This window comes from Steroidobacter cummioxidans, assembly GCF_003104955.1.
Map to the genome: position 1 here is coordinate 112,322 of NZ_LSRW01000001.1, position 23,284 is coordinate 135,605.

The 23,284-nt window shown below is 62.3% G+C and carries 22 protein-coding genes; 11 read left to right on the forward strand and 11 right to left on the reverse strand.

Annotation, left to right across the window (positions count from 1 at the left end):
* Entirely contained in the window at positions 1 to 1,110 is a 1,110-nt protein-coding gene (gene tal / locus D0550_RS00485) for a transaldolase (RefSeq protein WP_116807131.1), read from the reverse strand.
* A gap of 168 nt (positions 1,111 to 1,278) precedes the next feature.
* On the opposite strand from tal, the gene D0550_RS00490 reads away from it, so the two are divergent.
* Both D0550_RS00490 and D0550_RS00495 read left to right on the forward strand, forming a co-directional pair.
* Positions 1,279 to 2,202: an aspartyl/asparaginyl beta-hydroxylase domain-containing protein gene (locus tag D0550_RS00490; RefSeq protein WP_116807132.1), complete on the forward strand. Its 924-nt coding sequence runs from the start codon at positions 1,279 to 1,281 to the stop codon at positions 2,200 to 2,202.
* A 250-nt stretch (positions 2,203 to 2,452) separates the two neighbouring features.
* Entirely contained in the window at positions 2,453 to 3,244 is a 792-nt protein-coding gene (locus D0550_RS00495) for a hypothetical protein (RefSeq protein ID WP_116807133.1), read from the forward strand.
* 1 nt (position 3,245) lies between these two features.
* On the opposite strand, the gene D0550_RS00500 is transcribed toward D0550_RS00495, so the two are convergent.
* The 5 genes from D0550_RS00500 to D0550_RS00520 all read right to left on the reverse strand — a co-directional run bounded on the left by D0550_RS00500 (position 3,246) and on the right by D0550_RS00520 (position 8,101).
* Positions 3,246 to 3,794, reverse strand: a complete 549-nt coding sequence (locus D0550_RS00500; RefSeq protein ID WP_116807134.1) for a DUF2058 domain-containing protein — start codon at positions 3,792 to 3,794, stop codon at positions 3,246 to 3,248.
* Positions 3,795 to 3,930: 136 nt separating this feature from the next.
* Complete coding sequence (locus D0550_RS00505) at positions 3,931 to 4,878, reverse strand: AraC family transcriptional regulator (protein WP_116807157.1); 948 nt, start codon at positions 4,876 to 4,878, stop codon at positions 3,931 to 3,933.
* A gap of 172 nt (positions 4,879 to 5,050) precedes the next feature.
* Positions 5,051 to 5,761: a pseudouridine synthase gene (locus D0550_RS00510; RefSeq protein WP_116807135.1), complete on the reverse strand. Its 711-nt coding sequence runs from the start codon at positions 5,759 to 5,761 to the stop codon at positions 5,051 to 5,053.
* The gene (locus tag D0550_RS00515) at positions 5,758 to 6,828 is read right to left on the reverse strand and encodes a class I SAM-dependent methyltransferase (protein ID WP_116807136.1); all 1,071 of its coding nucleotides are present in this window, start codon (positions 6,826 to 6,828) and stop codon (positions 5,758 to 5,760) included. The genes D0550_RS00510 and D0550_RS00515 overlap by 4 nt, the downstream gene beginning before the upstream one ends.
* Positions 6,818 to 8,101: an aspartate aminotransferase type Ic gene (locus D0550_RS00520; protein ID WP_116807137.1), complete on the reverse strand. Its 1,284-nt coding sequence runs from the start codon at positions 8,099 to 8,101 to the stop codon at positions 6,818 to 6,820. The genes D0550_RS00515 and D0550_RS00520 overlap by 11 nt, the downstream gene beginning before the upstream one ends.
* Before the next feature lie 106 nt (positions 8,102 to 8,207).
* On the opposite strand from D0550_RS00520, the gene D0550_RS00525 reads away from it, so the two are divergent.
* On the forward strand, positions 8,208 to 9,131 hold the full coding sequence (locus tag D0550_RS00525) for a ketopantoate reductase family protein (protein ID WP_116807138.1): 924 nt from the start codon (positions 8,208 to 8,210) through the stop codon (positions 9,129 to 9,131).
* 3 nt (positions 9,132 to 9,134) lie between these two features.
* Here the strand turns inward: D0550_RS00525 and D0550_RS00530 are convergent, their stop codons facing one another.
* A complete protein-coding gene (locus D0550_RS00530) occupies positions 9,135 to 9,434 on the reverse strand; it encodes a hypothetical protein (RefSeq protein WP_116807139.1) in 300 nt (99 codons plus the stop codon).
* Between the two features lie 117 nt (positions 9,435 to 9,551).
* On the opposite strand from D0550_RS00530, the gene D0550_RS00535 reads away from it, so the two are divergent.
* The gene (locus D0550_RS00535) at positions 9,552 to 10,376 is read left to right on the forward strand and encodes a fumarylacetoacetate hydrolase family protein (protein ID WP_116807140.1); all 825 of its coding nucleotides are present in this window, start codon (positions 9,552 to 9,554) and stop codon (positions 10,374 to 10,376) included.
* Between the two features lie 104 nt (positions 10,377 to 10,480).
* On the opposite strand, the gene D0550_RS34800 is transcribed toward D0550_RS00535, so the two are convergent.
* Positions 10,481 to 11,755 (reverse strand): VOC family protein, encoded by a 1,275-nt coding sequence (locus D0550_RS34800; protein ID WP_161965563.1) that lies wholly within the window; start codon positions 11,753 to 11,755, stop codon positions 10,481 to 10,483.
* A gap of 246 nt (positions 11,756 to 12,001) precedes the next feature.
* Here D0550_RS34800 and D0550_RS00545 point away from each other — a divergent pair, with 246 nt between their 5' ends.
* The 3 genes from D0550_RS00545 (at position 12,002) to D0550_RS00555 (ending at position 15,071) form a co-directional block, all read left to right on the forward strand.
* A complete protein-coding gene (locus D0550_RS00545; RefSeq protein WP_116807141.1) occupies positions 12,002 to 12,736 on the forward strand; it encodes a histidine phosphatase family protein in 735 nt (244 codons plus the stop codon).
* Positions 12,737 to 12,817: 81 nt separating this feature from the next.
* Positions 12,818 to 14,881 (forward strand): carbon starvation CstA family protein, encoded by a 2,064-nt coding sequence (locus tag D0550_RS00550; RefSeq protein WP_116807142.1) that lies wholly within the window; start codon positions 12,818 to 12,820, stop codon positions 14,879 to 14,881.
* Position 14,882: 1 nt separating this feature from the next.
* Complete coding sequence (locus tag D0550_RS00555) at positions 14,883 to 15,071, forward strand: CstA-like transporter-associated (seleno)protein (protein WP_116807143.1); 189 nt, start codon at positions 14,883 to 14,885, stop codon at positions 15,069 to 15,071.
* A gap of 10 nt (positions 15,072 to 15,081) precedes the next feature.
* Here D0550_RS00555 and D0550_RS00560 read toward each other — a convergent pair whose 3' ends face one another.
* Complete coding sequence (locus tag D0550_RS00560) at positions 15,082 to 17,247, reverse strand: xanthine dehydrogenase family protein molybdopterin-binding subunit (protein WP_116807144.1); 2,166 nt, start codon at positions 17,245 to 17,247, stop codon at positions 15,082 to 15,084.
* Between the two features lies 1 nt (position 17,248).
* Positions 17,249 to 17,785 carry a (2Fe-2S)-binding protein gene (locus D0550_RS00565; RefSeq protein WP_116807145.1) on the reverse strand — a complete coding sequence of 179 codons (537 nt, stop codon included), beginning with the start codon at positions 17,783 to 17,785 and terminating at the stop codon, positions 17,249 to 17,251.
* 232 nt (positions 17,786 to 18,017) lie between these two features.
* Between D0550_RS00565 and D0550_RS00570 the strand changes: the two genes are divergently transcribed.
* From D0550_RS00570 to D0550_RS00585, 4 genes are all read left to right on the forward strand, one after another.
* A complete protein-coding gene (locus tag D0550_RS00570) occupies positions 18,018 to 18,488 on the forward strand; it encodes a bactofilin family protein (protein WP_116807146.1) in 471 nt (156 codons plus the stop codon).
* Between the two features lie 14 nt (positions 18,489 to 18,502).
* Positions 18,503 to 18,853 (forward strand): hypothetical protein, encoded by a 351-nt coding sequence (locus D0550_RS00575; protein WP_414717261.1) that lies wholly within the window; start codon positions 18,503 to 18,505, stop codon positions 18,851 to 18,853.
* A 14-nt stretch (positions 18,854 to 18,867) separates the two neighbouring features.
* Entirely contained in the window at positions 18,868 to 19,449 is a 582-nt protein-coding gene (locus D0550_RS00580; RefSeq protein WP_116807148.1) for a histidine phosphatase family protein, read from the forward strand.
* A gap of 143 nt (positions 19,450 to 19,592) precedes the next feature.
* Positions 19,593 to 20,108 (forward strand): DUF1993 domain-containing protein, encoded by a 516-nt coding sequence (locus D0550_RS00585; RefSeq protein ID WP_116807149.1) that lies wholly within the window; start codon positions 19,593 to 19,595, stop codon positions 20,106 to 20,108.
* A gap of 55 nt (positions 20,109 to 20,163) precedes the next feature.
* Here the strand turns inward: D0550_RS00585 and D0550_RS35360 are convergent, their stop codons facing one another.
* Positions 20,164 to 23,061, reverse strand: coding sequence for a choice-of-anchor I family protein (locus D0550_RS35360; protein WP_161965564.1), 2,898 nt, complete (start codon positions 23,059 to 23,061; stop codon positions 20,164 to 20,166).
* Positions 23,062 to 23,284 lie beyond the last annotated feature (223 nt).

Consider the following 23,284-nt stretch of genomic DNA (forward strand, 5'->3'; position numbering starts at 1 on the left):
TTATTTGCCCGCGCGTTTTTCGAGCGTCACGAACAACGCGTCGAATGGCTCCTTGAACTTCTTCACGCCGTCGCGCTCGAGCTGCTCGCTAACCGTCTTCAGCTCGATGCCCAGCTTACGAAGGATCTGAACCGTCTCGTTCGCCTCGGCGAGGTCGTCCTCGATGCGCACGGCCGCGTCGCCATGATCGCGAAAGGCATCGATCGTCGCCGGCGGCAGTGTGTTGACGGTATTGGGCGCGACCAGCGCGTCGACATACATCGTGTCTTTGTATGCGGGATCCTTGCTGGATGTTGACGCCCACAGCAAGCGCTGCGGCCTCGCGCCTTTGTCTGCCAACGCGCGCCAACGATCGCTGTTGGACCACTGCTTGTAATACTGATAAGCCAAGCGCGCGCTGGCGATGGCGGCGCGGCCGCGACTAGCCTTGGCTTCGGCAGTGTTCATCTTGTCGAGCCTGGCATCGATCAGCGTATCGATTCTGCTCAGGAAGAAGCTCGCAACCGACGCGACCTTGTCGATCGGTCGCCCCGCCTGCACGCGCTGCTCCAGGCCGGTCAAGTACGCATCGACCACTGCACGATAACGATCGACGCTGAACAGCAGCGTGACGTTGATGTTGACGCCAGCTGCGATCAGCGCAGTGATGGCCGGCAGACCCGCCTCGGTGGCCGGCACTTTGATCATCGCGTTGGGACGATTGAACGCCTGCCACAGGCGCAACCCTTCTTCGATCGTGCCCTTGGTGTCGTCCGCCAGATGCGGCGAAACCTCCAGGCTGACGAATCCGTCGGCGCCGCCCGTCGAATCGTAGGTGGAGCGGAACAGATCCGCGGCCGCCTGCACATCCTCGAGCGCCAGCGTTTCGTAGATGTCGTTGGTGCTGCGACCGGCGCGGGCCAGGCTGGTAATCGCGTCGTTGTACTCGGCGCCTTCGCCGATCGCCTTTGCAAAAATGGCTGGGTTGGACGTGACACCGCCGAGCGCATCGTCGGCAATGAGACGGGCGAGATGCCCGTCGCGCAGCCAGCTGCGGCGAATGTCGTCGAGCCAGATGCTCTGACCCAATTGATGGACTTGGCGTAACGGATTCTGGACTCGCTCGTTCATCTCAACACTCCAATGGACGTTCGCAATGCATCACTCGCAATTGTATCGGACTCAAGTGCGATTACTTCTGTTGTGGCAATACAGCAATTCCTGACAGTGGCTTGTTTTCCAGCGTCTGGTGAGTATTCTCGGCCCAACATCGCACTTCCCTGGATATCGCGCCGCGCAATGTTTCATACGCTCATGTCAACCCGGATGTTCATCCTGGTGACGTTTCTGGCATCCGTCACCTTCGTTCAGTTCCGCGGTCGGGTCCGCCACAAATTTTCGCGGCTGGTGGCTGACCACGCCAACCTGCTCGCGCCCTACAACTCACTGATGTATTTGTTCTCGGCGGTAAAAGCCAAGCCCTATGCCGACACGCGTGAGTTTCCCGAACTGAGACAGGTCACCGAGCAGTGGCAGATGATCCGCGAAGAGGCATTGAAGCTGTTCGATGAGGGGCATATCCGCGCGGCATCGGGTTACAACGACATCGGCTTCAACACTTTCTTCAAGCGCGGCTGGAAGCGTTTTTACCTGAAGTGGTACGGCGACTTCCTGCCTTCGGCCTCGGCGCTGTGCCCCAAGACGGCCGAGCTGCTGGCAAAAATTCCTTCCATCAACGCAGCAATGTTTACACTGCTGCCACCCGGTTCCCGCCTCGGCGCTCACCGCGATCCGTTCGCCGGCTCGTTGCGATATCACCTCGGCCTGGTCACGCCCAACTCACCCGACTGCTACATCATCGTCGACGGCGAGAAGTATTTCTGGAAGGACGGCGAGGCGGTGATGTTCGATGAGACGTACATCCATCAAGCCGAAAATCGTACCGACGTGACCCGCGTGATTCTTTTCTGCGACATCGAGCGGCCCATGTCTAACCCCGTGCTGCGATGGATTAATCGCACCATCGGTCACGGCATGATTCGCGCGGCGGCAACACAGAACGTGCCGGGTGAGCATGTCGGCGTCCTGAATCATGTATTTTCTTACGTGTATCAAATTCGCGCGCTCGGCATTCGTATCAAGGAATGGCACAAGCCGCTTTATTACCTGCTGAAGTGGCTGCTGATCGCTGCAATCGGCTACGCCATCGTTGTCGGATTCTGAGACAGCGTCTCATTTGAATTCGCGCTCGATACCGAGCGCCCCACAATAGCCGCGGCGATTATTTCCTCCGCGGCTGCAATTCCCAGCACATCTCAGTCGCCAATTTGCCGTCGCGCCAGCACTCCGCTGGCGTGCGCTTTGCCGCATGGAACTTCCGTGCGAGCATCTCGTTGGTTGCTTATTCTCGGCATGGTTTCTGCAAGTCTGTTGGCCCAGCGGGCTTCACTTGCCGGCGACGGGAGCTGCAACGATGATGCGTCTCGGACTCGCGTTTATCACTGTGCTCTTTCCTGTGTTGGGCCTCACCTGCGAAAGCGTCAATCGCGAGCAGTGCAAGCAGCGCTTCGCCGCGCTGGTGAATTACCGCACCGAGGCCATCACCAACGCTTTCGGCGATTTGCTCGGCACCTTGCCCACCGAGCTCGATGTGAAATTCGTCCCCACCAAGGAGCTGGCCGCGAGCGACGGCAAAGAAACATACGACGCCGATCACCACACGCTGATATTTCCTCGACGCATGCTCAGCGCGAAGGTGCCCAATCCGATCCGCGCAGCCGCTTACTACTGGCCGTTCTACGAGAACGAGCAGTATCGGACCGCCTTCCCGGTGGTGGAGACCATCGATCAATTGATCTGGACAGCTTACCTGCAGGAAGCCGCCAAGCGCCGCGGCCTGTCCTGGCCGCACAAGGACTGCAAGTCGAGCGATTTGGGCGAGCGCCTGCCGTGCGAGATGCTGGTCGAAGGCATCAACGAGCATTTGAAGGAGGTGCGCACGCCGATCTTCAATACCAACCGGCTCGACATGATCTGGCCGGAGGACTTCGGCAGCTTCCGCCGCCGCCTGTGGAACAAGGGCGATCAGCTGTACCTGGACGTGCAGCGCTACGGCGGGATTCTGTTAATCGGTCCGCTGATCGATCAATTCGGCGTGCCGCGCGCGCTCGCGTATGTCGCGCAGACGCCGTTCCATGTCGAAGACAACAACATGCGCCTGTCGGCGCAGCGCTATCAGGAGCGCGCGCGCAAGGTATTGGACTGAATCACCACATCAAGTCGTCGGGGACGACATATTCCTTGTACGGATCGTCCTCGGCCGGCTTGGCGTCCTCGGCGTTCAGTTTTACGACCGCGCGCTCGTCGCGTTCGCGGATCCGCTCGGCGATTTCCGGTAGCACCAGGTCGTACTTGCCTTCGCAGCGGGCGATCATGATCGTGCCGGCGATCAGCTTTTCGCGCAGCGCATTGTCGGCGGTGATCCGACGCACCTTGCCGCGATCGATGAAATTGAAATATTCCTCGCTCTCCGGCTTGGGCAGCCGATGCTGCTCGATGAGCTGCTTGATCTGCGCCCAGCGCTCCTTACGCTCCTGATTTTCCTGGCGCTTGCGGTTCAGCTCAGCATCGCGCGCGGCCTTTTCGGCCTGCGCCTTGGCGCGCGCTTCGGCAGCGCGTTTTTCCTGGTCTTCACGCAGCTGGCGGTTTTTGGCCTGCTGATGCTGCTGCTGCTTCTGCTGATTTTCGGCCTGGCGCGCCTGCTTCTTGTTGCCCAGGCCAGCGGCCAGCAGCTGATCGCGCAATGACATGCTCATCTCGAAGGCTCCGCACGGACTCCTTGGGGGGACGGCGCCATTCTACGCAAACCGCCGCCGCGCGGGAGTGTGACGCTCCCCGAAATTAGGGCCTGTGAACACTCATTGGATGGACTGCGACGAGTGTTCACAGGCCCTAGGCCGGTTGCAGTCCTCCGCCGCGCACCGTCTCGATCTCCCGCCGCGGCGGGGCGCCGAACAGGCGTCGATACTCGCGGCTGAATTGCGACGGGCTTTCATAACCCACGCGATGCGCAGCCGCTGCGGCTTCCAGGCCTTCGGTGAGCATCAAGCGGCGCGCTTCATGCAGGCGCAGGTGCTTCTGAAATTGCATCGGCGACATGGCCGTCACCGCCTTGAAACGATGATGCAATGACGACTCGCTCATGTGCGCAGCCGCAGCCAGGTCTTCGATACGCAGCGACTCGGTGAATCGCTTGCGCAACAGCTCGATGGCACGCGCCACGCGATTCACCTGACTGTCGACGACACACAACTCGCGCAATCGATGCCCCAACTCACCGGTCAGCACTCGATAGTGAATTTCTCTGAGCACCAGAGGCGCGAGAATCGCCGCATCTCGCGGCTGCTCCAACAATCGCGTCAATCGCAAAACGGCGTCGAGCAGTTGCGGACTGGTGCGTGCGACATACAAGCCACGATCGGTCGAAGGCGGCACGGCGCTGCGGCCCACTTGCAACAGCAGCTCGCCGATCATGCGTGCATCGAGCTCCAGACGCAGACACAGATACGGCTTCTCTGGCGTCGCCTCGAGGACATGGCCGATCGCCGGCAACGTGACCGATACGGTGAGGTAATTCAACGCGTCGTAGTAATAGACCTCCTCGCCCAAGACCGCGCGCTTTTTTCCTTGCACGACGATGCAAAGACTCGGGTCGTACAGCGACGGCGTCGGCATCGACGGCGAGTTGGAGCGAATCACGGTCAGCGCCGCAATAGCGGACGGATGCACGCCTTCCGTGGGCGTCAACCGGGTCACCAGCGCAGCCAGCTCGGCCTGCTGCTCGTCCAGGTTGGGAAGCTCGACAACGGCGGAATTCGCAATGGGAATGGCGGCGCTCATCATGCAGCCCCTTCGACTATCAGGCTATTCGACCGCGCGATTATCAGCATAGTTCAACGTCGCTGCGCCACGCGGGCAAGCCACCTTTACAGGATCGGGCAAGAATCCACGAGGAATCGGACAGCAGCGACGGCCCCGCTGACGGCGCTGTCAGCCTGGCGATAGCCCGGCGTCAGGCTACAGCCACAGTGAACAGCCGTTCGCGATCGGCAGCGTCGAGCCGGCGCCATCTGCCTTCGGGCAGATCGTCCAGTTCGAGCCCGCCGACGCGGCTACGGTGCAGCTTCTCGACATGATTGCCGACTGCCGCAAACATCCGGCGTGCCTGATGGTAACGCCCTTCGGTCAGCGTGAGCCTGGCCTGCCTCGGCCCGAGCACTTCGAGTTTCGCCGGCGCGAGCGGCTCGCGCTCGGACTCGAGCATCATCTTGCCGCTGGCGAATAGCTTCGCTTCATCGCCCCGCAGATCGCGCGCCAGCGTCGCCTCATAAATCTTCGGCAGCTTGGTTTTCGGCGAGACGATTTTGTGCAGCAACTTGCCGTCGTCGGTCATCAACAGCAAACCGGTCGTGTCGCGATCCAGCCGGCCCACCGTCGCCACGATCGGATCGCGATAGCGAAACCGCTCCGGCAACAAGTCATACACGATCTGGCCCGGATCGCTGGTCGAGCACGTGTAACCCACCGGCTTGTTCATCATGAGCAGCAGACCCGGCGCCGGATCCAGCGGCTCGCCATCGATGAGCACGCGCGCATGGTCGACCTTGTCGTCCGAGTACAGCACTTCGCCATCGATGTCGGTAATGCGACCGTCGCGAAAGATCGCGAGCACTTCCTTGCGACTGCCGTAGCCGAGGTTGGCGATGAGCTTGAGCAACTTCATCGCGCAGCCTTATCGGACTTGCGGGCCGACTTCGCACGCACCGCTTCGATGATTTTGTAGCCGTGCTGTTGCGCGACCGTGCGCACGCTGTCGAAGCTCTCGCTCAACACCTGCTCGTACGGCAAGTGACGGTTCGCCACCAGCCACAGCTTGCCGCCGGGACGCAGCGAATCCGCAGCGACCGCGATGAAACGACGACCGATGTCGGGTCGATCGACACCCCGCTGCGCATGGAACGGCGGATTGGTGACGATGACGTCGTATGTATCGGGCAATCCTGCCGCCACGTCGTGCCACCTATAGTCGATGGGCGTGCGGGCTTCGAAATCCTTCAGATTCACGCGCGCCAATTGCAACGCACGATTCTCCGCCTCATAGACATCGAGCGCAGTGATGCCGGGACAACGCGTGAGCAGCTCGGCCGACAAATAACCGAAGCCTGCACCGAGATCGGCCGCGCGACCGGCCAATGTTTTCGGCAAGTGTTCTGCGAGCAATGCAGAGGCCACATCGATCCGGTCCCACGCAAAAATGCCGGGGCGGCTCGTGAACCGACCTTCGGCAATGGAGCGCGGCGCATCGAGCTCCTGCCAATGCGCGATCAAAGAAACATTCAGTCGCGCCAGCGATGCCGTCCAGAACACCCGGCATTTGTTCTTGCTCATCGACTCGACCTCGCCAGTGAGCTGAGCGAGATCGGCCTGACTCGAGCGAGCGCCTTCGTCATTGCTCTGGGCGACGATGATGCGACCGCCCGGCTTGGTCATCGCGACGGCGCGTGCCATGAGCGCACGCGCCTCGTCACGTTGACGCGGCGGCAATATCAGCACCAGCTCATATGTTTTCGCCGCGCCAGGAACGTTGACGACTACGCCGGCACGCGCCAGCGCATCCGCCTCGGGCTTGAAGCTTTGCTCACAAACAAGCCCGGGCAACGGCCGCTCGTGCAGCGGCCAACCATCTCTCGCGCGAAGAAACATTGCGCCGCCTGCCGGCCACGGCAAGCGGCCTTCACTGAACGGCAGGAAGAGCGTTTCGAGCGCGGCGTCGCTGCGATCAGCCGGCATGCGACTGCATCAGCTTCTCAGTGGCGGCCAGCAGCACGCACACGGCTACACCTTGGACCGCTTCCGTCACTTCCGCCAGTTCCGGGAAGCTCGGCGCGATACGGATGAATCGATCGTGCGGATCCTTGCCCAGCGGATGCGTGGCGCCCGCGGGCGTCAGCTCCACACCGGCTTCTTTCGCCAGCTGCACGACGCGCTTGGCGCAGCCGTCGAGCACTTCGAGCGAAATGAAATAACCGCCCTTGGGCCGCGTCCACTTCGCCACGCCCGAGCCGGCGAGCACTTTCTCGAACGTGTCCAACACCTGCTCGAACTTGGGCGCGAGGCTTTCGCGATGACGATCCATCAGTGCAGCTACGCCGCCGTTGCTGCTGAACAAGCGAATGTGACGCAGCTGATTCACCTTGTCGCCGCCGATGGTCCGCATGCTCATGTTCTTCAGATACCAGGCCGAGTTGTCCTTGGAGCTCGCGAACAGAGCGACGCCGGCGCCGGCGAAAGTGATCTTGGAGGTCGAGCCGAAGATGAAGGCACGATTCGGATTGCCATGGCGCGCGCACAGCTCGTCGATGTTTGCAATCTCGACGCGCTCGGCCGTCAGGTGATGCACGGCGTAGGCGTTATCCCAGAACAAACGAAAATCGCGCGCGGCGGTCTTCATTTTCGCCAGACGCTCGACGGTTTCGTTCGAATACACCGTGCCGCACGGGTTGCTGTATTTCGGTACGCACCACATGCCTTTGATCTGCGGATCGGCGGCGACCAGCTTCTCCACCGCATCCATGTCCGGACCGGTCTCGAGCATGGGCACCGGAATCATCTCGATGCCGAACTGCGCACAGATGGAAAAGTGACGATCGTAGCCCGGCACCGGGCAGATGAAAGCAACGCGGGATTCGCGCGACCACGGCTTCTCGCTATCGACGGTACCCTTCAGCATCGAATACACGACGGCATCGTGCATCAGCGAGAGGCTGGCGTTGTCGCCGAGGATCACGCGGTCCGGGCTGACACCGAAAATTGGCGCCAACTGCGCGCGCAGTTCCGGCAAGCCCTGCAGCTCGCCGTAGTTGCGAGTATCCACACCACCGGCCATGTACTCGACACCGGGCAGGCTCAGCAGCTCGTTGCACAGGTCCAGCTGTTTCGACGACGGTTTGCCACGGGTCAGATTCAATTTCAGCTTGCGCTCGGCAAAAGCCTGGTAGCGGCGGCGGATGTCTTCGTGGACGGCGCGCAGGTCGTTGGCGCCTAAAGTCGTCAGGTTGGACATGGGTGGGTGAAGCTCGGGCCAGTACGGCCGGTTGAGGGTAAATTCGCGGCTGCGGATCTTAGCGCTAAACTCCAAAAATCCCAGCAAGACAGACTGATTCCAAGACATGACCTCCCTACTCATCGTGGGTGCCGGCTCGGTCGGCGCTCTGTTCGGCTCGGCGCTGGCCCGTCAGGGGGCCCAGGTTTCGGTGGTCTGTCGGTCGGATTACGACGTGGTGTCGCGCGAGGGTTACGACATCGTCAGCCCGCTGCTCGGCAATCATCGGTTCTATCCGCACGCGGTGTTCAAAGAGGTGGCCGAATGCAAAACGCCGCCGGACTACCTCGTTCTGACGGTCAAAGTGCTGGAGGGCGTGGATCGCGCCGCGCTGATCCGCCCGGCCGTCGGCCCCAAGACAGTCATTGTGTTGATCGAGAACGGCGTGGACATCGAGGCGGAAATCGCCGCTGCATTCCCGGAGAACGAGATTCTCAGCGGTCTCGCCCTGGTAGGCGTGGGGCGCAGCGCGCCGGGAATGGTGAATCACCAGTCCTTGGGGCAGCTGAACCTGGGCCGCTACCCAAACGGCAACTCAGCCGCCGCGGAGCGGCTCGCTGCCTTGTTCAACGGCGGCGGCATTGGCTGCAAGCTGACGGAGAACGTCGTCAGCGCACGCTGGCAGAAGGCGGTGTGGAACGCGACGTTCAATCCGATTTCCATCACCGGCGGCGCGCTCGACACCGCGATCATGCTCGGCACAGCCGAGTCGACGGCATTCATCCAGCGCGCGATGGAAGAGGTCTGCGCCGTGGCCGCGGCAGCCGGCTATCCCATGCCGCCGAAGCTGATCGAGCAGCTGATCGGCGCTACCAGAGCCATTCCGCCGTACTACAGCAGCATGGCGCAGGATTACAAGAACGGCCGGCCGATGGAAATCGAGGCGATCCTGGGCAACACGGTGCGTGCCGCCCGCAAACATGGGGTCAGCACGCCGATCCTGGAGACCCTGTACGCGCTGACCAAGATGATCGAACGAAAGATGAGCTAGGGGTCAGGTACCCGACGCCTTGCTCTTGGCCTTCGGCGGCTGCTTCACGGCGTGCAGCACGTTGTCCGCGACCCGGGACATCCAGCCGCCGGAGTACAGCATCATCTTCAACGTGTGCAGCAGCACCTGACCCGGCCCTTCCACGGCCAGCCGGCAGTCCTCTTCGATCTTGCAATTCTGCATCTCGAACAGGCCATTGCCCTCGATGATCAGATTGGTGTCTTTGAAGTGGCAGTCGACGAACGCCTTGCCGTCGAGGACCACGCGCTGCCCGGTAAAGGTTTTCCCGCGTACCGTCTTCATCTTTATGTAACTTCGAAAGTGACCGGCGCTGCGAACGCCATGTGAGCGAGGCGGTCTTTCTACACGAATGTGCAGGCTCTTGCACGGCCCGGCGCTGTAGGGGAAGCTGCCGGCCGCATGCGTCTATGTAGATTCGATACCGACCGGTTGGGCGTGCTTCGCGGCGACATGATCGTCGATGTGAGCTCCGTCCTGAATTCCCTCCCTGCCGAGCGCTGGCCGCTCCCCACTGGGGACCTGTTCATTGCCAGCTTCGACCGGCTGCACAGTGTGATCGAGGAGGCCGCGCTATCCGGCGTGCCGCGCCATCTGGCGGACTGCGCGCTGAAGAGCCCGATCGCCAATCCCAGCAAGGTTCTCGGCGCGCTGAAGAACTACCATGAGCCGGCCGACGACGCGGACTATCCGCTCAGCACGCTGGATCGCGATGGACTGTTCCTGAAGGCCAGCACGTCGGTCGCCGGTCCCTCCGACGGCATCGAGCTGCTGCCCGGCCGGCAACACGATCACGAAGTGGAGCTGGCGGTCGTCATCGGCTCCTGGTGTCGGAACGTCAGTCGCGAGCGCGCCATGGATCACGTCATGGGCTACACGGTAGCGCTGGATATGACGGTGAAGGGCACCGAAGAGCGCAGTCAGCGCAAGTCTCTCGAGGGGCACACGATATTGGGCCCGTGGCTCATCACTCGCGATGAGATCGCGGATCCGGGTGCGTTGGGGATGTGGCTGCAGGTGAATCGACAGCCGCGCCAGCGCGGCAATACTCGCAATCTGCTGAACGACGTGCCGCGCCTGATCGAATATGCGTCGTCATTTTTCACGCTGTATCCGGGCGACATCATCCTCACCGGCACGCCGCCGGGCGCGGGTCCGGTAGTGTCGGGCGACACCATCGATACCGGCATCGTCGGCATCGGCTCGATGCGGGTCGAAGTGCGCTGATTCGAGCGCCAGATAGAAGTCGGGGTCGTCGATATCCTTCGACGACCCCGCGCTACCTAATCAATAGCTAAGCTGATTACTAGTCCCTTCCCTGGGTGTGTCGATCACTTCCCCTTACGCGGCTTTTTCGCCGCCTTCTTCTTTCCCCCTGAGCGCGTCTTGCTCTTGGCCGCGACTTTTTTCTGGGCGCCTTTTTTAGCACCTTTTTTCGCCGCGGTTTTCTTGCTGCCGGCGCCTCGGGCCGCCGACTTCTTGCTCGATTTCTTGCTCGACTTCTTCTTCCCACCGGACTTCTTGGCGGGCTTGGCCGGCGCTTTCTTGGCGGGTGCCTTCTTGGCAGGTGCCTTCTTTGCAGGCGCCTTCTTCGCCGGAGACTTCCTCTTGGCAGGCGCCTGCTTGGCGGGCGCAGGCTCGGCCGGAGCTTCGGCGGGCGGAGCTTCCTTGGCCGGCGCTTTCTTCGCGGGCGCTCGCTTCTTTGCGGGCTTCTCGGCTGGAGCGGCGGGCGGCGTTTCGACCGGCGGCGCCTGCTCCTCAGCCGGCGTTTCCGGCTCCACGACCGGCGGCGGCGATTCGGTATCGAGCTTCAACTGTTCAGGCTTCACCTTCTTCTCCTTCTTTTCTGACTTTTTCATGTTCGCCGCCGTGGCGTGGGCCGCGAACATCGCGCCCTGCGGGTCGACCGCTTGCAGGATCCAATCGCCACCCGGCACTTCCATCGGGCCATTGATCACCTTACCGCCGGCGGACTTCACCTTTTTGGCGGTCTGATTCACATCTTTGACGTGCACATAACTCAACCAGGCCGGGCTCGATCCGCTCATGGTCATCATGCCGCCGAACGGCACGTCGCCGAGCCCATAGATCAGATACTTGCCCATCGGCCCCATGTCGTGCTCGACCAGGTTCTCCCAGCCGAACAGCGCGGAGTAGAAATCGAATGCACCGTCTTGGTCGGTGCTGATCAGCTCGTGCCAGGAATGCTCGCCCGGTTGCGGTGGCGTGATCTTGCCGTAGTCCTCGGCAGATTCATACACGCCGAACTTCGCACCGTACGGATCCTGCAGCACCGCGTAGCGGCTGCCGCTGGACAGCGTGTCCACATCCTTCATCACCGAGCCGCCCTTTTGCTTCGCCAGCTCGATGGTCGCATCGATGTCGCCGGTGCCAATGTATGGCAACCAGTGCGGGGCGGAACCGTTGCGCGCGACGGTGGCGCCGATGGGACCGCGCTGCGCGGCGAACATTACGTAAGAAGCATCCTCTTCCCAGGGCTGGGGCTTCCAGCCGATCGCCTTCCCATAGAACGTATGGGCGGCATTGGCGTCCGGCGTCACCAGCTCATGCCAGACGAATCGGCCACGGACACTCTGATCAGCCATCGCGATCTCCCTCGATGAGAACTTTGTTAGGTAATCAAGCGGTCGTATCAAGTGACGTTCGTTGGCGGCTGAGCATACTCCGCTCGTTGGCGCAAAAGTAGTCAACACTCGATCGGCAAACTCACATTGCATGCTCGTGACGCGCGCAGCGCATGCTCGGCCCGACGCAGACTTGCCAAAAACTGGCGATGAGGTACAACAGCACGCCAGGACTCCCACCCTCATCGCAGCAATATCACGGATCTCATGATCACCACGCGGCAGGCGCGGCTCAATCGTCGTGCATTCGTGGGCCTCCTCGGCGCATTCGCGATCGTCACATCGCTGCCGTCGACGGCCGATACTCCGTTGCAGATCTGGTTCATCCGGCACGGCGAGAGCGAGCTCAACGTTCCCGGCAATCCGCGCACCGTGCCCGACAGCGGGGTGAGTTATCCATTGACACGGCGGGGCATGGAACAGGCGCGCGCGCTGGCTGCATCGTTGCACGGCGCGCCGATTACGAAGATCTACACCAGCACCCATCTGCGCGCCGTTCAGACTGCAGACGCAGTGGCGCTCGATCACATCCTCCCGCTGTCGCTCGCGCCGGAAGCGGTCGAGTTCGACCTCGGCGTGGCGCCCGAGTCCACTCAGGACGTTCGCGCGGTCTACGGCGAGCTGACCCGTAAGTGGTTAATCGAAAAAGACCTCGATGCGCGCAATGGCAGCGGCGAAAGCTTCGCCGACGTGCAGCGCCGCTTTCTGCCCTTCGTGCGGGAAGTGATGAACCGGCACGCGCTGGACTCCGGCATCGTCGTGATCGTCGCGCACAGCGCCACACTGGGCCTGATGGTGCCGGTGCTGGCCAGCAATGTGCCGGACGATTTCGCCCTGCGCCATCCGCTGCCGAACACCGGCATCATCAAAACCGAGCTGCGCGACAGCCGGCTGTTCTGTACCGACTGGGCCGGCATCGCGGCCTCTGAGTTCGACGAATAACCCTGTCAACTTCGCCGGGGATAGCCGACGCTACCATGCGGCCCGCATGCACGAGGCAGGCATGGGCTGGAGCGAAATAAGATGTTGCGCAAAGCGTTTTGGATACTGGTGGCGCTGGTTGGCGCCTGCGCGGTCGGCGGTATCGCACTCCATCGCGGCGAGACCATCAATGCCATGTGGATCGTGGTGGCCGCGCTGTGCATCTACAGCCTGGGCTATCGTTTTTACAGCGCGTGGGTCGCGGCCAAGGTATTGAGCGTCGACCCGACGCGCGCCACGCCAGCACTGCGCCTGAACAACGGGCGCGACTTCGTGCCGACCCATCGCTGGATCGTGTTCGGCCATCACTTCGCCGCGATCGCCGGCCCCGGCCCTTTGATCGGCCCTACTCTCGCGGCCCAGTTCGGTTACTTGCCGGGCACCTTGTGGATCCTGGTCGGCGGCGTGCTCGGCGGTTGTGTTCAGGACATGACCATTCTGTTTCTGTCCACCCGACGCAATGGCCGCAGCCTCGGTCAGATGGCACGCGACGAGCTCGGGCCGGTCGGCGGTTTCGCGGCGATGCTCGGCACGCTGACCATCATGATCATCCTGATCGCGGTGCTCGGCCTGGTCGTGGTCAATGCGATGAAGCACAGCCCGTGGGCTACTTCGACGGTGTTCGCGACCATCCCGATCGCGGTGCTGGTCGGGCTGTATCTGCGCAATATCCGCCCGGGCCGCGTGCTGGAAGGATCGCTGATCGGACTGGCGCTGTTGTTGCTCGCCGTAGTCGGCGGCGGTTGGGTCGACTCGCATCCGACGCTGCGCGAGTTGTTCAATCTGCAGGGCAAGCCGCTCGCGTGGTTCGTGATCGGCTATGGGTTCATCGCCGCCGTCCTGCCGGTGTGGCTGCTGCTCGCACCGCGCGACTACCTTTCGACCTTCCTGAAGCTCGGCACCGTGCTGCTGCTGGCCCTGGCCGTCATCCTGATGCGGCCCGAGATCCACATGCCCGCCGTGACCCAGTTCATCGACGGCAGCGGCCCCATCTTCGGTGGCGCCCTGTTCCCGTTCGTGTTCATTACCATCGCCTGTGGCGCAATTTCGGGCTTCCACGCGCTGGTCTCGAGCGGCACGACGCCCAAGCTCATCGGCAACGAGGGCGATGTGCGGCTGATCGGCTACGGCAGCATGATGCTGGAGTCAGTCGTGGCAGTGATGGCGATGATCGCCGCGACACTGCTGCAGCCGGGCGTGTATTTCGCGATCAATAGCGCGCCCGGCGTCGTCGGCGCGACTGCCGAAGCCGCGGTCGCCACCATTTCGGGCTGGGGCTTTCCGGTGACCGTCGAGCAGATGGCATTCCTCGCCAAGGAAATGGGCGAGTCGACGCTGTTCGCGCGCACCGGCGGCGCACCGTCGCTGGCGGTGGGCATGGCGAGTATTTTCTCGAGTGCGTTCGGCGAGGGCATGCTGGCCATCTGGTACCACTTCGCCATCATGTTCGAGGCGGTGTTCATTCTGACCACGCTCGATGCCGGCACGCGCGTCGGCCGCTTCATGCTGCAGGATGCGCTGAGCCATGTATGGAAGCCGCTGGGCGAGACCTCGTGGTATCCCTCCGTGCTGCTCACCAGCGCTCTGGTGGTCGCCGGCTGGGGCTACTTCCTGTACATCGGCGTGGTCGACCCGAACGGCGGCATCAACATTCTGTGGCCCTTGTTCGGCATCGCCAATCAGCTGCTGGCCGGCATCGCGCTGAGCGTCGCAACCGGCATCCTGATCAAGCAAGGCAAGCTGCGCTATTGCTGGGTCACCGCCGTGCCGCTGGCATGGCTGGCGATCGTCACGACCTCAGCGACCTGGCAGAAAGTGGTCTCCAGCGACCCGCGCATCGGGTTCCTGGCGGCGGCGGACCAGATGGCGGCCAGGCTGGCCTCCGGCGCAATGCCGCCCGAGCAGGCCGCGGTCGCGCCCCAATTGATCTTCAATCAGCGCCTCGACGCAGTGCTTGCGGTGTTGCTGTCGGCGATTCTCTGGGTTGTCATCGGCGACATGGTGCGTGTTAGCCTGCGCGCCATTCGTGGCCAGCCGGTGCCTCCGAACTCGGAGGCACCGCACGTCCACATCAGCAGCGTCAAGATCGGCGCGGAGGCAGCATGACATGCAACGACTGAGATCCTTCTTCGGCCTGGCCTGGAGCATGATTCGGTCGCTCGCCACGGATGACGCTTACGACAAATATCTCGCTCACCATGCGCACGCGCACGCCGGCTCACCGCCAATGAGCCGACGCGCCTTCTATCTCAAGCAACAGCACTGCAAGTGGACCGGAGTGACGCGCTGCTGCTGAGTCCTGCCCCTCAGACCACGAATCCCTGCCTGACAATCGGCAGCTTTCTGAGCCGCTTGCGGGTCGCCGCGTGGATCGCATTACAGACCGCCGGAGCAACCAGCGCGACCGAAGGCTCACCCATGCCGCCGGGCTTTTCATCGCTGTTCAGCAAGTGAATCTCGATGACCGGCGTTTCATTCATGCGTAGCAGCCGATAGGTATCGAAGTTCTGCTCCTGCACCTTGCCGTTGACGACGTTGATTTCGCTGAACAGCGCCGCGGTCAAGCCGAACACAATGCCGCCTTCGGCCTGGGCCTGGACGATGCCGGGATTCACCATCTGGCCGCAGTCGACCGCACAGACGATGCGATGGACTTTGAGCTTGTTGCCGTCGAGCGAGATCTCGGCGACCTGAGCCAGATAGGAATCGTAGCCCGACATCAAGGCCACCCCCTGATAACGTCCTTGCGGCGGACTGCCCCAGTTCGCCTTGCGAGCGGCGACATCCAGCACCGACAGCCAGCGCGGTTGTTTGGCCAGCAAGGAGCGACGGAACTCGACCGGGTCCAGCTGTGCTTCAGCCGCCAGCTCGTCCATGAAGCTTTCGATGGCGAAGCAATTGAGGGCATGACTCACCGAGCGCCAGTAGCCCACGTCGAGCCCGACCTCGTGGCGCAAATAGTCGATGGATAGATTGGGCACATCGTAAGGAAAGTTATGCGCCGCCTCGATCGAGAACGGATCGGGCGTTCCCTCTGGCACGGCGCCTGGCGCCCAGCGTGCAGTCACGGACGGCGCGACCAGATGCACCTTCACCGTATTCAACCTGCCATTGGCATCGAACGCAGCAGACAGCGTGTTGCGAGCCGGCGGGCGATATTTGTCATGCGTCGTATCGTCCTCGCGCGTCCACAGCAACTTCACCGGCTTGTTGACGGCCTTCGCACATTCGACCGCGGCGGGAACGAAATCGACATCCAATCTGCGACCGAAGCCGCCGCCGAGGAACGTGGTGTGCACGAACACTTTTTCCGGCGGCAAGCCGGCAGCTTGCGACGCCGCGGCCTGCGCCATCCCTTGCACTTGAGTGGGCGCGTACACATGGCAGCCATCATCGCGAAACTCGACCGTGCAGTTCTGCGGTTCCAACGTTGCATGCGCGAGCAGTGGCAACTCATAAGTCGCCTCGACGCGTCGGCGATTCTGTTGCCAACCCGCATCGACGTCGCCTTCCTTGCGAACATCCAACCCCTTGCCGCTCGACGCCGTCTTCAATCCGGCATAGATGGCTGCACTGGTGAGTTTCGCCGCGGCGCCGGGACTCCACTGAATATCCAGCGCATCGCGCGCGGTCTTCGCTTGCCACCAAGTGTCTGCGACCACGGCCACACCCGCCGACGTTTGCAGCACCTCGCGCACGCCGGGCATCGCCTTCGCTTTATCGGCGTTGAAGCTCTTCACCGCGCCGCCCAACTCCGGCGGCTGCGCAAGTGCCGCGTACAACATGCCAGGCAAGCGCATGTCGATGCCGAACTGCGCACTGCCGTCCACCTTTGACGGTGTATCGAATCTCGGCAACGTTTTGCCGATGTATTTGAAGTCGTTGTGTCCTTTGACCTGAACATGCTCGGGCGCCGGCAGCGCGGCGGCAGCTGCAGCCAACTCGCCGAAAGATGCACGACGAGATGTAAACACCACGTAGCCGTCCGCCACCGTGCATGACTGCGGTGGCGCACCCCATTCCTTCGCGGCAGCGGCAATCAGACGCACACGCGCTTCGGCGCCGGCCATACGAATCTTGTCCCAAGCCTCGCGAACACTCGTGCTGCCGCCCGTGGCCTGCACGCCGAGCAGCTTGTTCACGTATTCGTTGCCAGGCGGCGCGAATTCAACTTTGATGGTCGCGGGCTCGACGCCCAGCTCTTCGGCGAGCAAGGTCGGCAGTGCGGTGTACACGCCTTGCCCCATTTCCGATTTGTCACAAAACATCGTGATGGAGCCGTCGGTGCCGATCTGCAGCCAGGCGTTCGCCTTGATGAGCTGCGGCGGCCCGGACGGCGTCGCGACTTGCTCCGGTTTGCTACAGCCCGGCAAGTAACAGGCAATGACCAGACCGCCGGCGGCAGTCGCGGTCGATTTCAGAAAGCTGCGACGGGACAGATCGCCCAGGATCGAACCAGGTGAAGTCGCCATGTCAGGTGCCCTCCTTAGCCGTCTGCGCCTGACCGGCAGGCTGCGTGAACGAAGTCGGGCGGCTGAGGGGATCCTGCGGCAGACCGGAAAGGATCGCAGCAGCTTTGTGAATCGCCTTGCGAATCCGCGGATAGGTGCCGCAGCGACAGATGTTGCCGCTCATCGCCGCGTCGATATCGGCATCGGCCGGCTTCGGATTGTGTTTGAGCAGCGCCACCGCCGACATAATCTGTCCGGACTGACAGTAGCCGCATTGAGGCACATCGATTTCCATCCAGGCCTGCTGCACCGGATGACTGCGATCCGGCGACAGGCCTTCGATGGTGGTTATCGCCTTGCCGACGACGGCATCGACCGGCGTGATACAGGCGCGGGCCGGCGCGCCATCGACATGAACGGTGCACGCTCCGCACAGCGACATCCCGCAGCCGTACTTGGTGCCCGTCAACCCCAACGAATCCCGGAGCACCCAGAGCAGTGGCGTATCCCCCGCCACCTCCACATCGCGTGGCTGACCATTAACCGTGAGCTTGATCATGTTAGAAATCCTCACCGGCTTAGAGTTGTACGATTGGAATATATGCCTGCGAGAACAAATTCACACTCCGTATTCCTGCAGCGCAAAAGCCGCAACTGAACGGCGTCGCTGAACGAACTGTGCAGACAAATCCGTTGTCTCTAGGCCGCGACGTTTCATGTCGGAATGTTTGACACGTTTTAGCAGCCTGTGTAATTAACCGCAGCTCGTTCAACTTGAGGAGTGTGCCGATATGGCGTTGTGGAAAGATCAGTACGGCCGCGAACAAAACACACCTGATCCCGCCCCGGAGAAGACCGTGGCAACCGTCGCCAGTGTCGAGACGGCCCGTACCTCCGCGCCAGCGGCCCGCTCCGCCGGCGCTGCCGAGAGCAAGGAATCCGTGCTGGCCGCCGGCCTGACCATCGAAGGCAAGATCGAAGGCGCGGGCAACGTCCGCATTGCAGGTAATTTCAAGGGTGACGTGAATGTGCAGGGCAACCTGACCATCGAGCAGGGCGCCAAGATCACGGGCAGCGTCCGCGCCAACACCGTCGTGGTCGGCGGCGAGCTGGAAGGCAATATCGATGCCGCCACCCGCGTCGAGCTGCTGCAGACCGGCGTGCTGAACGGCGACCTGAAGGCTGGCTCGCTCACCGTCGCCGCGGGCTCGCGCATGCGCGGTCGTGCCGAATTCGGCTGGGATGACAAGGGCGGCAAGTAATAGCAATGCCCTCGATAGGTCCGGGACGCGCGGCTGCCTACGGCAAAACGCGCGTCTGTCCGCATTGCAAGTCGACCATTCTCGAAAGCGCGAGCATCTGCCCCGCGTGCAAGCACCACTTGCGCTTCGATCCCAAGGCCGTCGCGGAACGTAAGGCACAGGCCACGTTCTCGGCCTTGCGGGTCGAGGGCGGATTCCGCCATCCGGCCGAAGGCGAGCCTTGGGAATATTCAGTCGTGATCTCGATACGCAACGACCGCGGCGAAGAGGTGGAGCGCAAGGTGGTCAATGTCGGCGCGCTCAGTGCCAATGAGGGCAGAACCGTCACACTATCCGTCGACGTGTATAAGCCGCCAGAGAAATAGCGCAAACTGGCGCCATGCCACGTTTGTATCTGGTTCGTCACGCCAGACCGGCCGCGTCCTGGGGCGAGGATCCCGATCCTGGCCTCGATGCCACCGGCTTGACTCAAGCCCAGGCCACGGCTGAAGAGCTTGCGCGCTCGCTGTCGCGCCTGCCGCTTTACTCCAGCCCGATGCGCCGTTGCCGGGAGACCGCGCAGCCGCTCGCGCAAATCTGGTTCTGCAATGTCGAGCTGATGCCCGCGGTCGCCGAGATTCCCTCGCCGCCCATCCCCTTCTCCGCACGACGCGACTGGCTGATCGCGGCCATGCGCGGCACGTGGCAGCAGCTGCACGAGAATGCACCGGCGGGTTCGATCGATTACCTGCAATGGCGGCGCGATCTGCTCGAGTCATTGCTCGCCATCAAGCACGACTGCGTCATCTATTCTCATTTCATCGCAATCAATGCTGCGGTCGGCGCCGCACAGAAAACCGACGATGTCGTGTGCTTCCGTCCGGATCATGCGGCGGTGACGGTTGTCAGCAACGACAGGAAGCGCCTGCGCGTGGTCGAGCTCGGCAGGCAAGCCGATACGCTGGTGCTCGCCCGACAGTAAGGCGTCTGACAGCCCGGTGTCGGGCAAAAGACTCGTGACCCAGAGCGCTGAATATTCCGTTCGCCGACCGGCGACCGGAATGTTACCGCCCACCTATAATCCGCGCGCCAACCCAAAGAGCCCAGGGGGCCGGAGATCACGTCATGAGCCTGTCACTGTACGACGCCTCGATTCCCACGTTCCTGCATTCGTTGCGCAGCCTGAAAGCCATCCTCGAAAAGGCCGTGGCGCACGCCGAAGCGCGCAAGTTCGATCCCAATGTGTTCGTTTCGATGCGGCTGTACCCGGACATGCTGCCGTTGAGCCGTCAGATTCAGATCGCCAGCGATGCCGCCAAGGGTGCGGCTGCGCGCCTGAGCGGCAGCGAGCCGCCGAAGTTCGAGGACAACGAGGCCACCCTGGCCGAGTTGATCGCGCGCGTGACCAAGACCATCGACTATCTGGAAGGCTTCAAGCCGGAGCAGCTCGAGGGCGATGACAACCGCGTCATTACGATCAAGACGCCGCGCATGACGTTCAACTTCAAGGCGGTGGATTTCGTGCGCCACTGGGCGCTGCCGAACGTCTTCTTCCACATCACGACCGCGTACGCACTGCTGCGTCATGGCGGCGTGGAGATCGGCAAGGCCGATTTCCTGGGGCCCGTGCCTCAGGTCTGATCGATTCGATCGGTTCGAGCAGGAGGGGCCGGCGCTACCGCCGGCCCCTTTTCTTTTACTCGCGTTCGATCTGATAGAGCGTGACCGTGCCGCTGATCTCGTTGGCGATCACCAGCAATGGCGAGCGCGTCGGACTGTCCTTGGCATCGATGAACAACAAGCCTTCGGGACCGAGATCGCCAGCAGCCGGGGCGTTGTACGGATCGACCGAGAAGTCACGATTGTTGGTGTAGTCCACGAAGAACGGCGCATGCGGATTGGTGATGTCGTAAGTGATTACGCCGCCCATGCGCTCCAGGCCAACGAACGCATAACGCCGCTTACCGACCATACCCACCGCCAGACCTTCCGGCTCCGGACCTTTGTTGTCCGAACGGCTGTCGAAGGTGCGATCTTCGTGGCTGGCGTTGAAGAACGCCGGATTGCTCGCCGCGACGATGCGCTCGAAGTCGCTGCCGCTATCGAACACCTGGACGCCGTTGGCTTTCCAGATCGAGAACGAACGACCGCCCAGCGTATACAGCGACACGTACAGGCCATCGCCATTCGCATCCCCCAATGCCTTGGTGACATTGAGACGACCGAGGTTGGCATTCTTCTGCAGCTCAGCGGCATCCGGGAACGCGACCGGATCCAGCGCCAGCGAGCCGACGCGCGCTTCTTCGGCGAAGCCGTCCCAATCGCGGGCATCGCCCTCATTGGCGGTGATCAGATAGGTGATCCCATCGACACGGAACGATGCGATTGCATCCGGCTGGTACATGCCGAACACCGGCCAGTTACGGATATTGATGGCGTCGTCGCGATCCGACGCGTCGAGGCCCGGCACCTTCAACAAGCCCAGCGTCGGCTTCTCCGGGGTATATCCAGGCGCCAGCGAGAACTTGCCCGTGGCGTTGTCGATGACGATGCCGGCGACGCCGAAATCATTGTCGTTGATCAGCGCGAGCTGGCCGTTGTCGAGCACCGCCAGACCTTCGACCTTCTCGACCGACGCGTAGCCGGCGCTCGCCAGATCCACGTGCAGCGTCTTCTTCATCGGAACGACGCCGACCGTGGCCAATTCCTCCTCGGTCATTTGATCGACGCTCTTCTGCACGCCCCCGACGTTGAACAGACCCAGCGCAGAAATATCCGTCGCGCCGTTGAGCCTGGTCGCATAGATCTTCTTCGTGATGGTCTCGATCGGATCCTCCGGCAGAGCATCGTCATCGCGTTCGACGACCAGGAAGCCACCCGGAACTGCAGCGACATCGCCGATCTTGTCAGCGCGCGTGTCATCGGCGCTCACTGCCGGCGGGTTGTCCATCACATACAGGAACTGACGAGTCGCGCGCGTTTCAGGATCGTATTCGATCACGCGCACGTTCTTCATCGCATTCAGCGCGGCGTTGCCCAACGTCGCCGGATTGCGCATCGGGCTCTGCACGAATGCGTAGATCTTGCCGTCCTGAATCGCAATACCTTCCATGCCGCGATTCTGGCGGCGCTGCGCGATCACCGCCGGCAGCGCTTCGACGCCATACTCACCCGCCTGGCCCGGCGCCGGCACCGGCTTGCCCGCGGCGGCATGCGTGCCGATCGGCACCAGCCGCTCGATCAGCCTGCCCTCGCTGTCGAAGTGATAAATCGACGGACGATATTCGTCGCACATCCAGAACGAGCCGTCCTCGGCAATGGCGATGCCTTCGAGATCCGCGCCGAGCGGATCGAGCGCGGTGGGCTTGCCAAACAGATCGACGCCGATCTCATCGTTGTACGGTTGATTGGTGTCGTTCGACAGCACGGCGTTCGGCAGGCCGGTGAGCGGCTTGCCATTCGCCTGCTGCAGCAGAATCTGTTGCTGCAACTGGAACCCGCCGGTGTACGGATCGAGCGTGAAGCGCACCAGGCGCGGTGTGAACTCAGGCAACAGGAACGGACGGTTGATACCGGTCGGCTCGCCGTTCGGGCCACGATCGGTGTGAGTGATGAACTTCAGCTTGCCATCGCCCGTGGTGCCTTCGAACGCCAGGCCCGAGAAGCCGCCGAGGTACAGTGTCTGCCCACCCACGGTGGTGCCGATCGCTGGCAGCTTGTTCCATTCATAAGTCGCCGTGGTGAACGGCTGCTCGCTGTAATCCTTGTAGCCCAGCGGCAGCAGATTGGTCAGCGACGCGCTCTTGATGTCGATCTCGGCGATGGCATTGTTTTCCTGCAACGTCACATACGCGGTGCGCGAATCTTCGGTGACGGCAATGTATTCAGGCTCGAGATCCTGCGCGGCGCTCGCGCCAGGGCCATAGATGCGAATGCCCTGGGCGCGCAGCTTGGCTTCCTTGCCATTGAACTGAGTGAACGACACCGTGCGCACATCGCGGTCGCTCAGCTGTTTCCATTGCTTCGAATTGCGCGGCACCGGCACGATGCTAACGGAACCTTCCGGATCGACGTGACCAGGGCCGTAGCCGCTCGGCTCGCCTTCGTTGGCGGTCAGCACGCTGCTGCCGTCTGGAGTGAAAGTGATCATGTCGGGCAACGCGCCCACCTTCACTGCTTTGATCAGCTTGCCATTGGCGTCGTAGAAGGCAACGTGACCGGGATCCGTCTTCGGGCGGCTCTCGATGGCGACAGCGACCACGCCGTCGCGCACGGCGACGCTGTTCGGCGAGCCGATGGTGCCAGTGTCGATGGTCGTAACCTTCTTCGGCTGCGACGGATTGCGCACGTCGAGAACATCGACCGTCGAGGTCGCGGCATTCACCAGAAACAAACGCTTGCTCGAGGCATCGAACGCGACGATTTCCGCCGAGCCCACCCCGCCGGCATCGTAAGTCGCCAGCGGCTTCAGCTTGAGGTTGCCCTGGTCTTCATCCCGACCCTTACCATGATCGCCAGCGCTTGCCGGCGCAGCAGACTGAAACAATGCAACCGCGATGGCCGCGGCCACGCAGGAACGAGACGCGTTGGACATGAGGGCTCCGGGATCGAAAGGATGTTGTTTGCTGCCGTGCCTGCGCCTCTTCCCTGAGGCAGCCATCCATGCCCGGCTTATTCCCGGGCTATTCTTGTTTCGATGTATGACGCCTTAATGACAGCGCCGCATCGATGTGCGTCTGTGGCGAGCGACTAGATCGCTCGCAAGGCCATGGCCACGGGCAAGCGTGCGGCTGTCTCTTATACACATCTGACGCTGC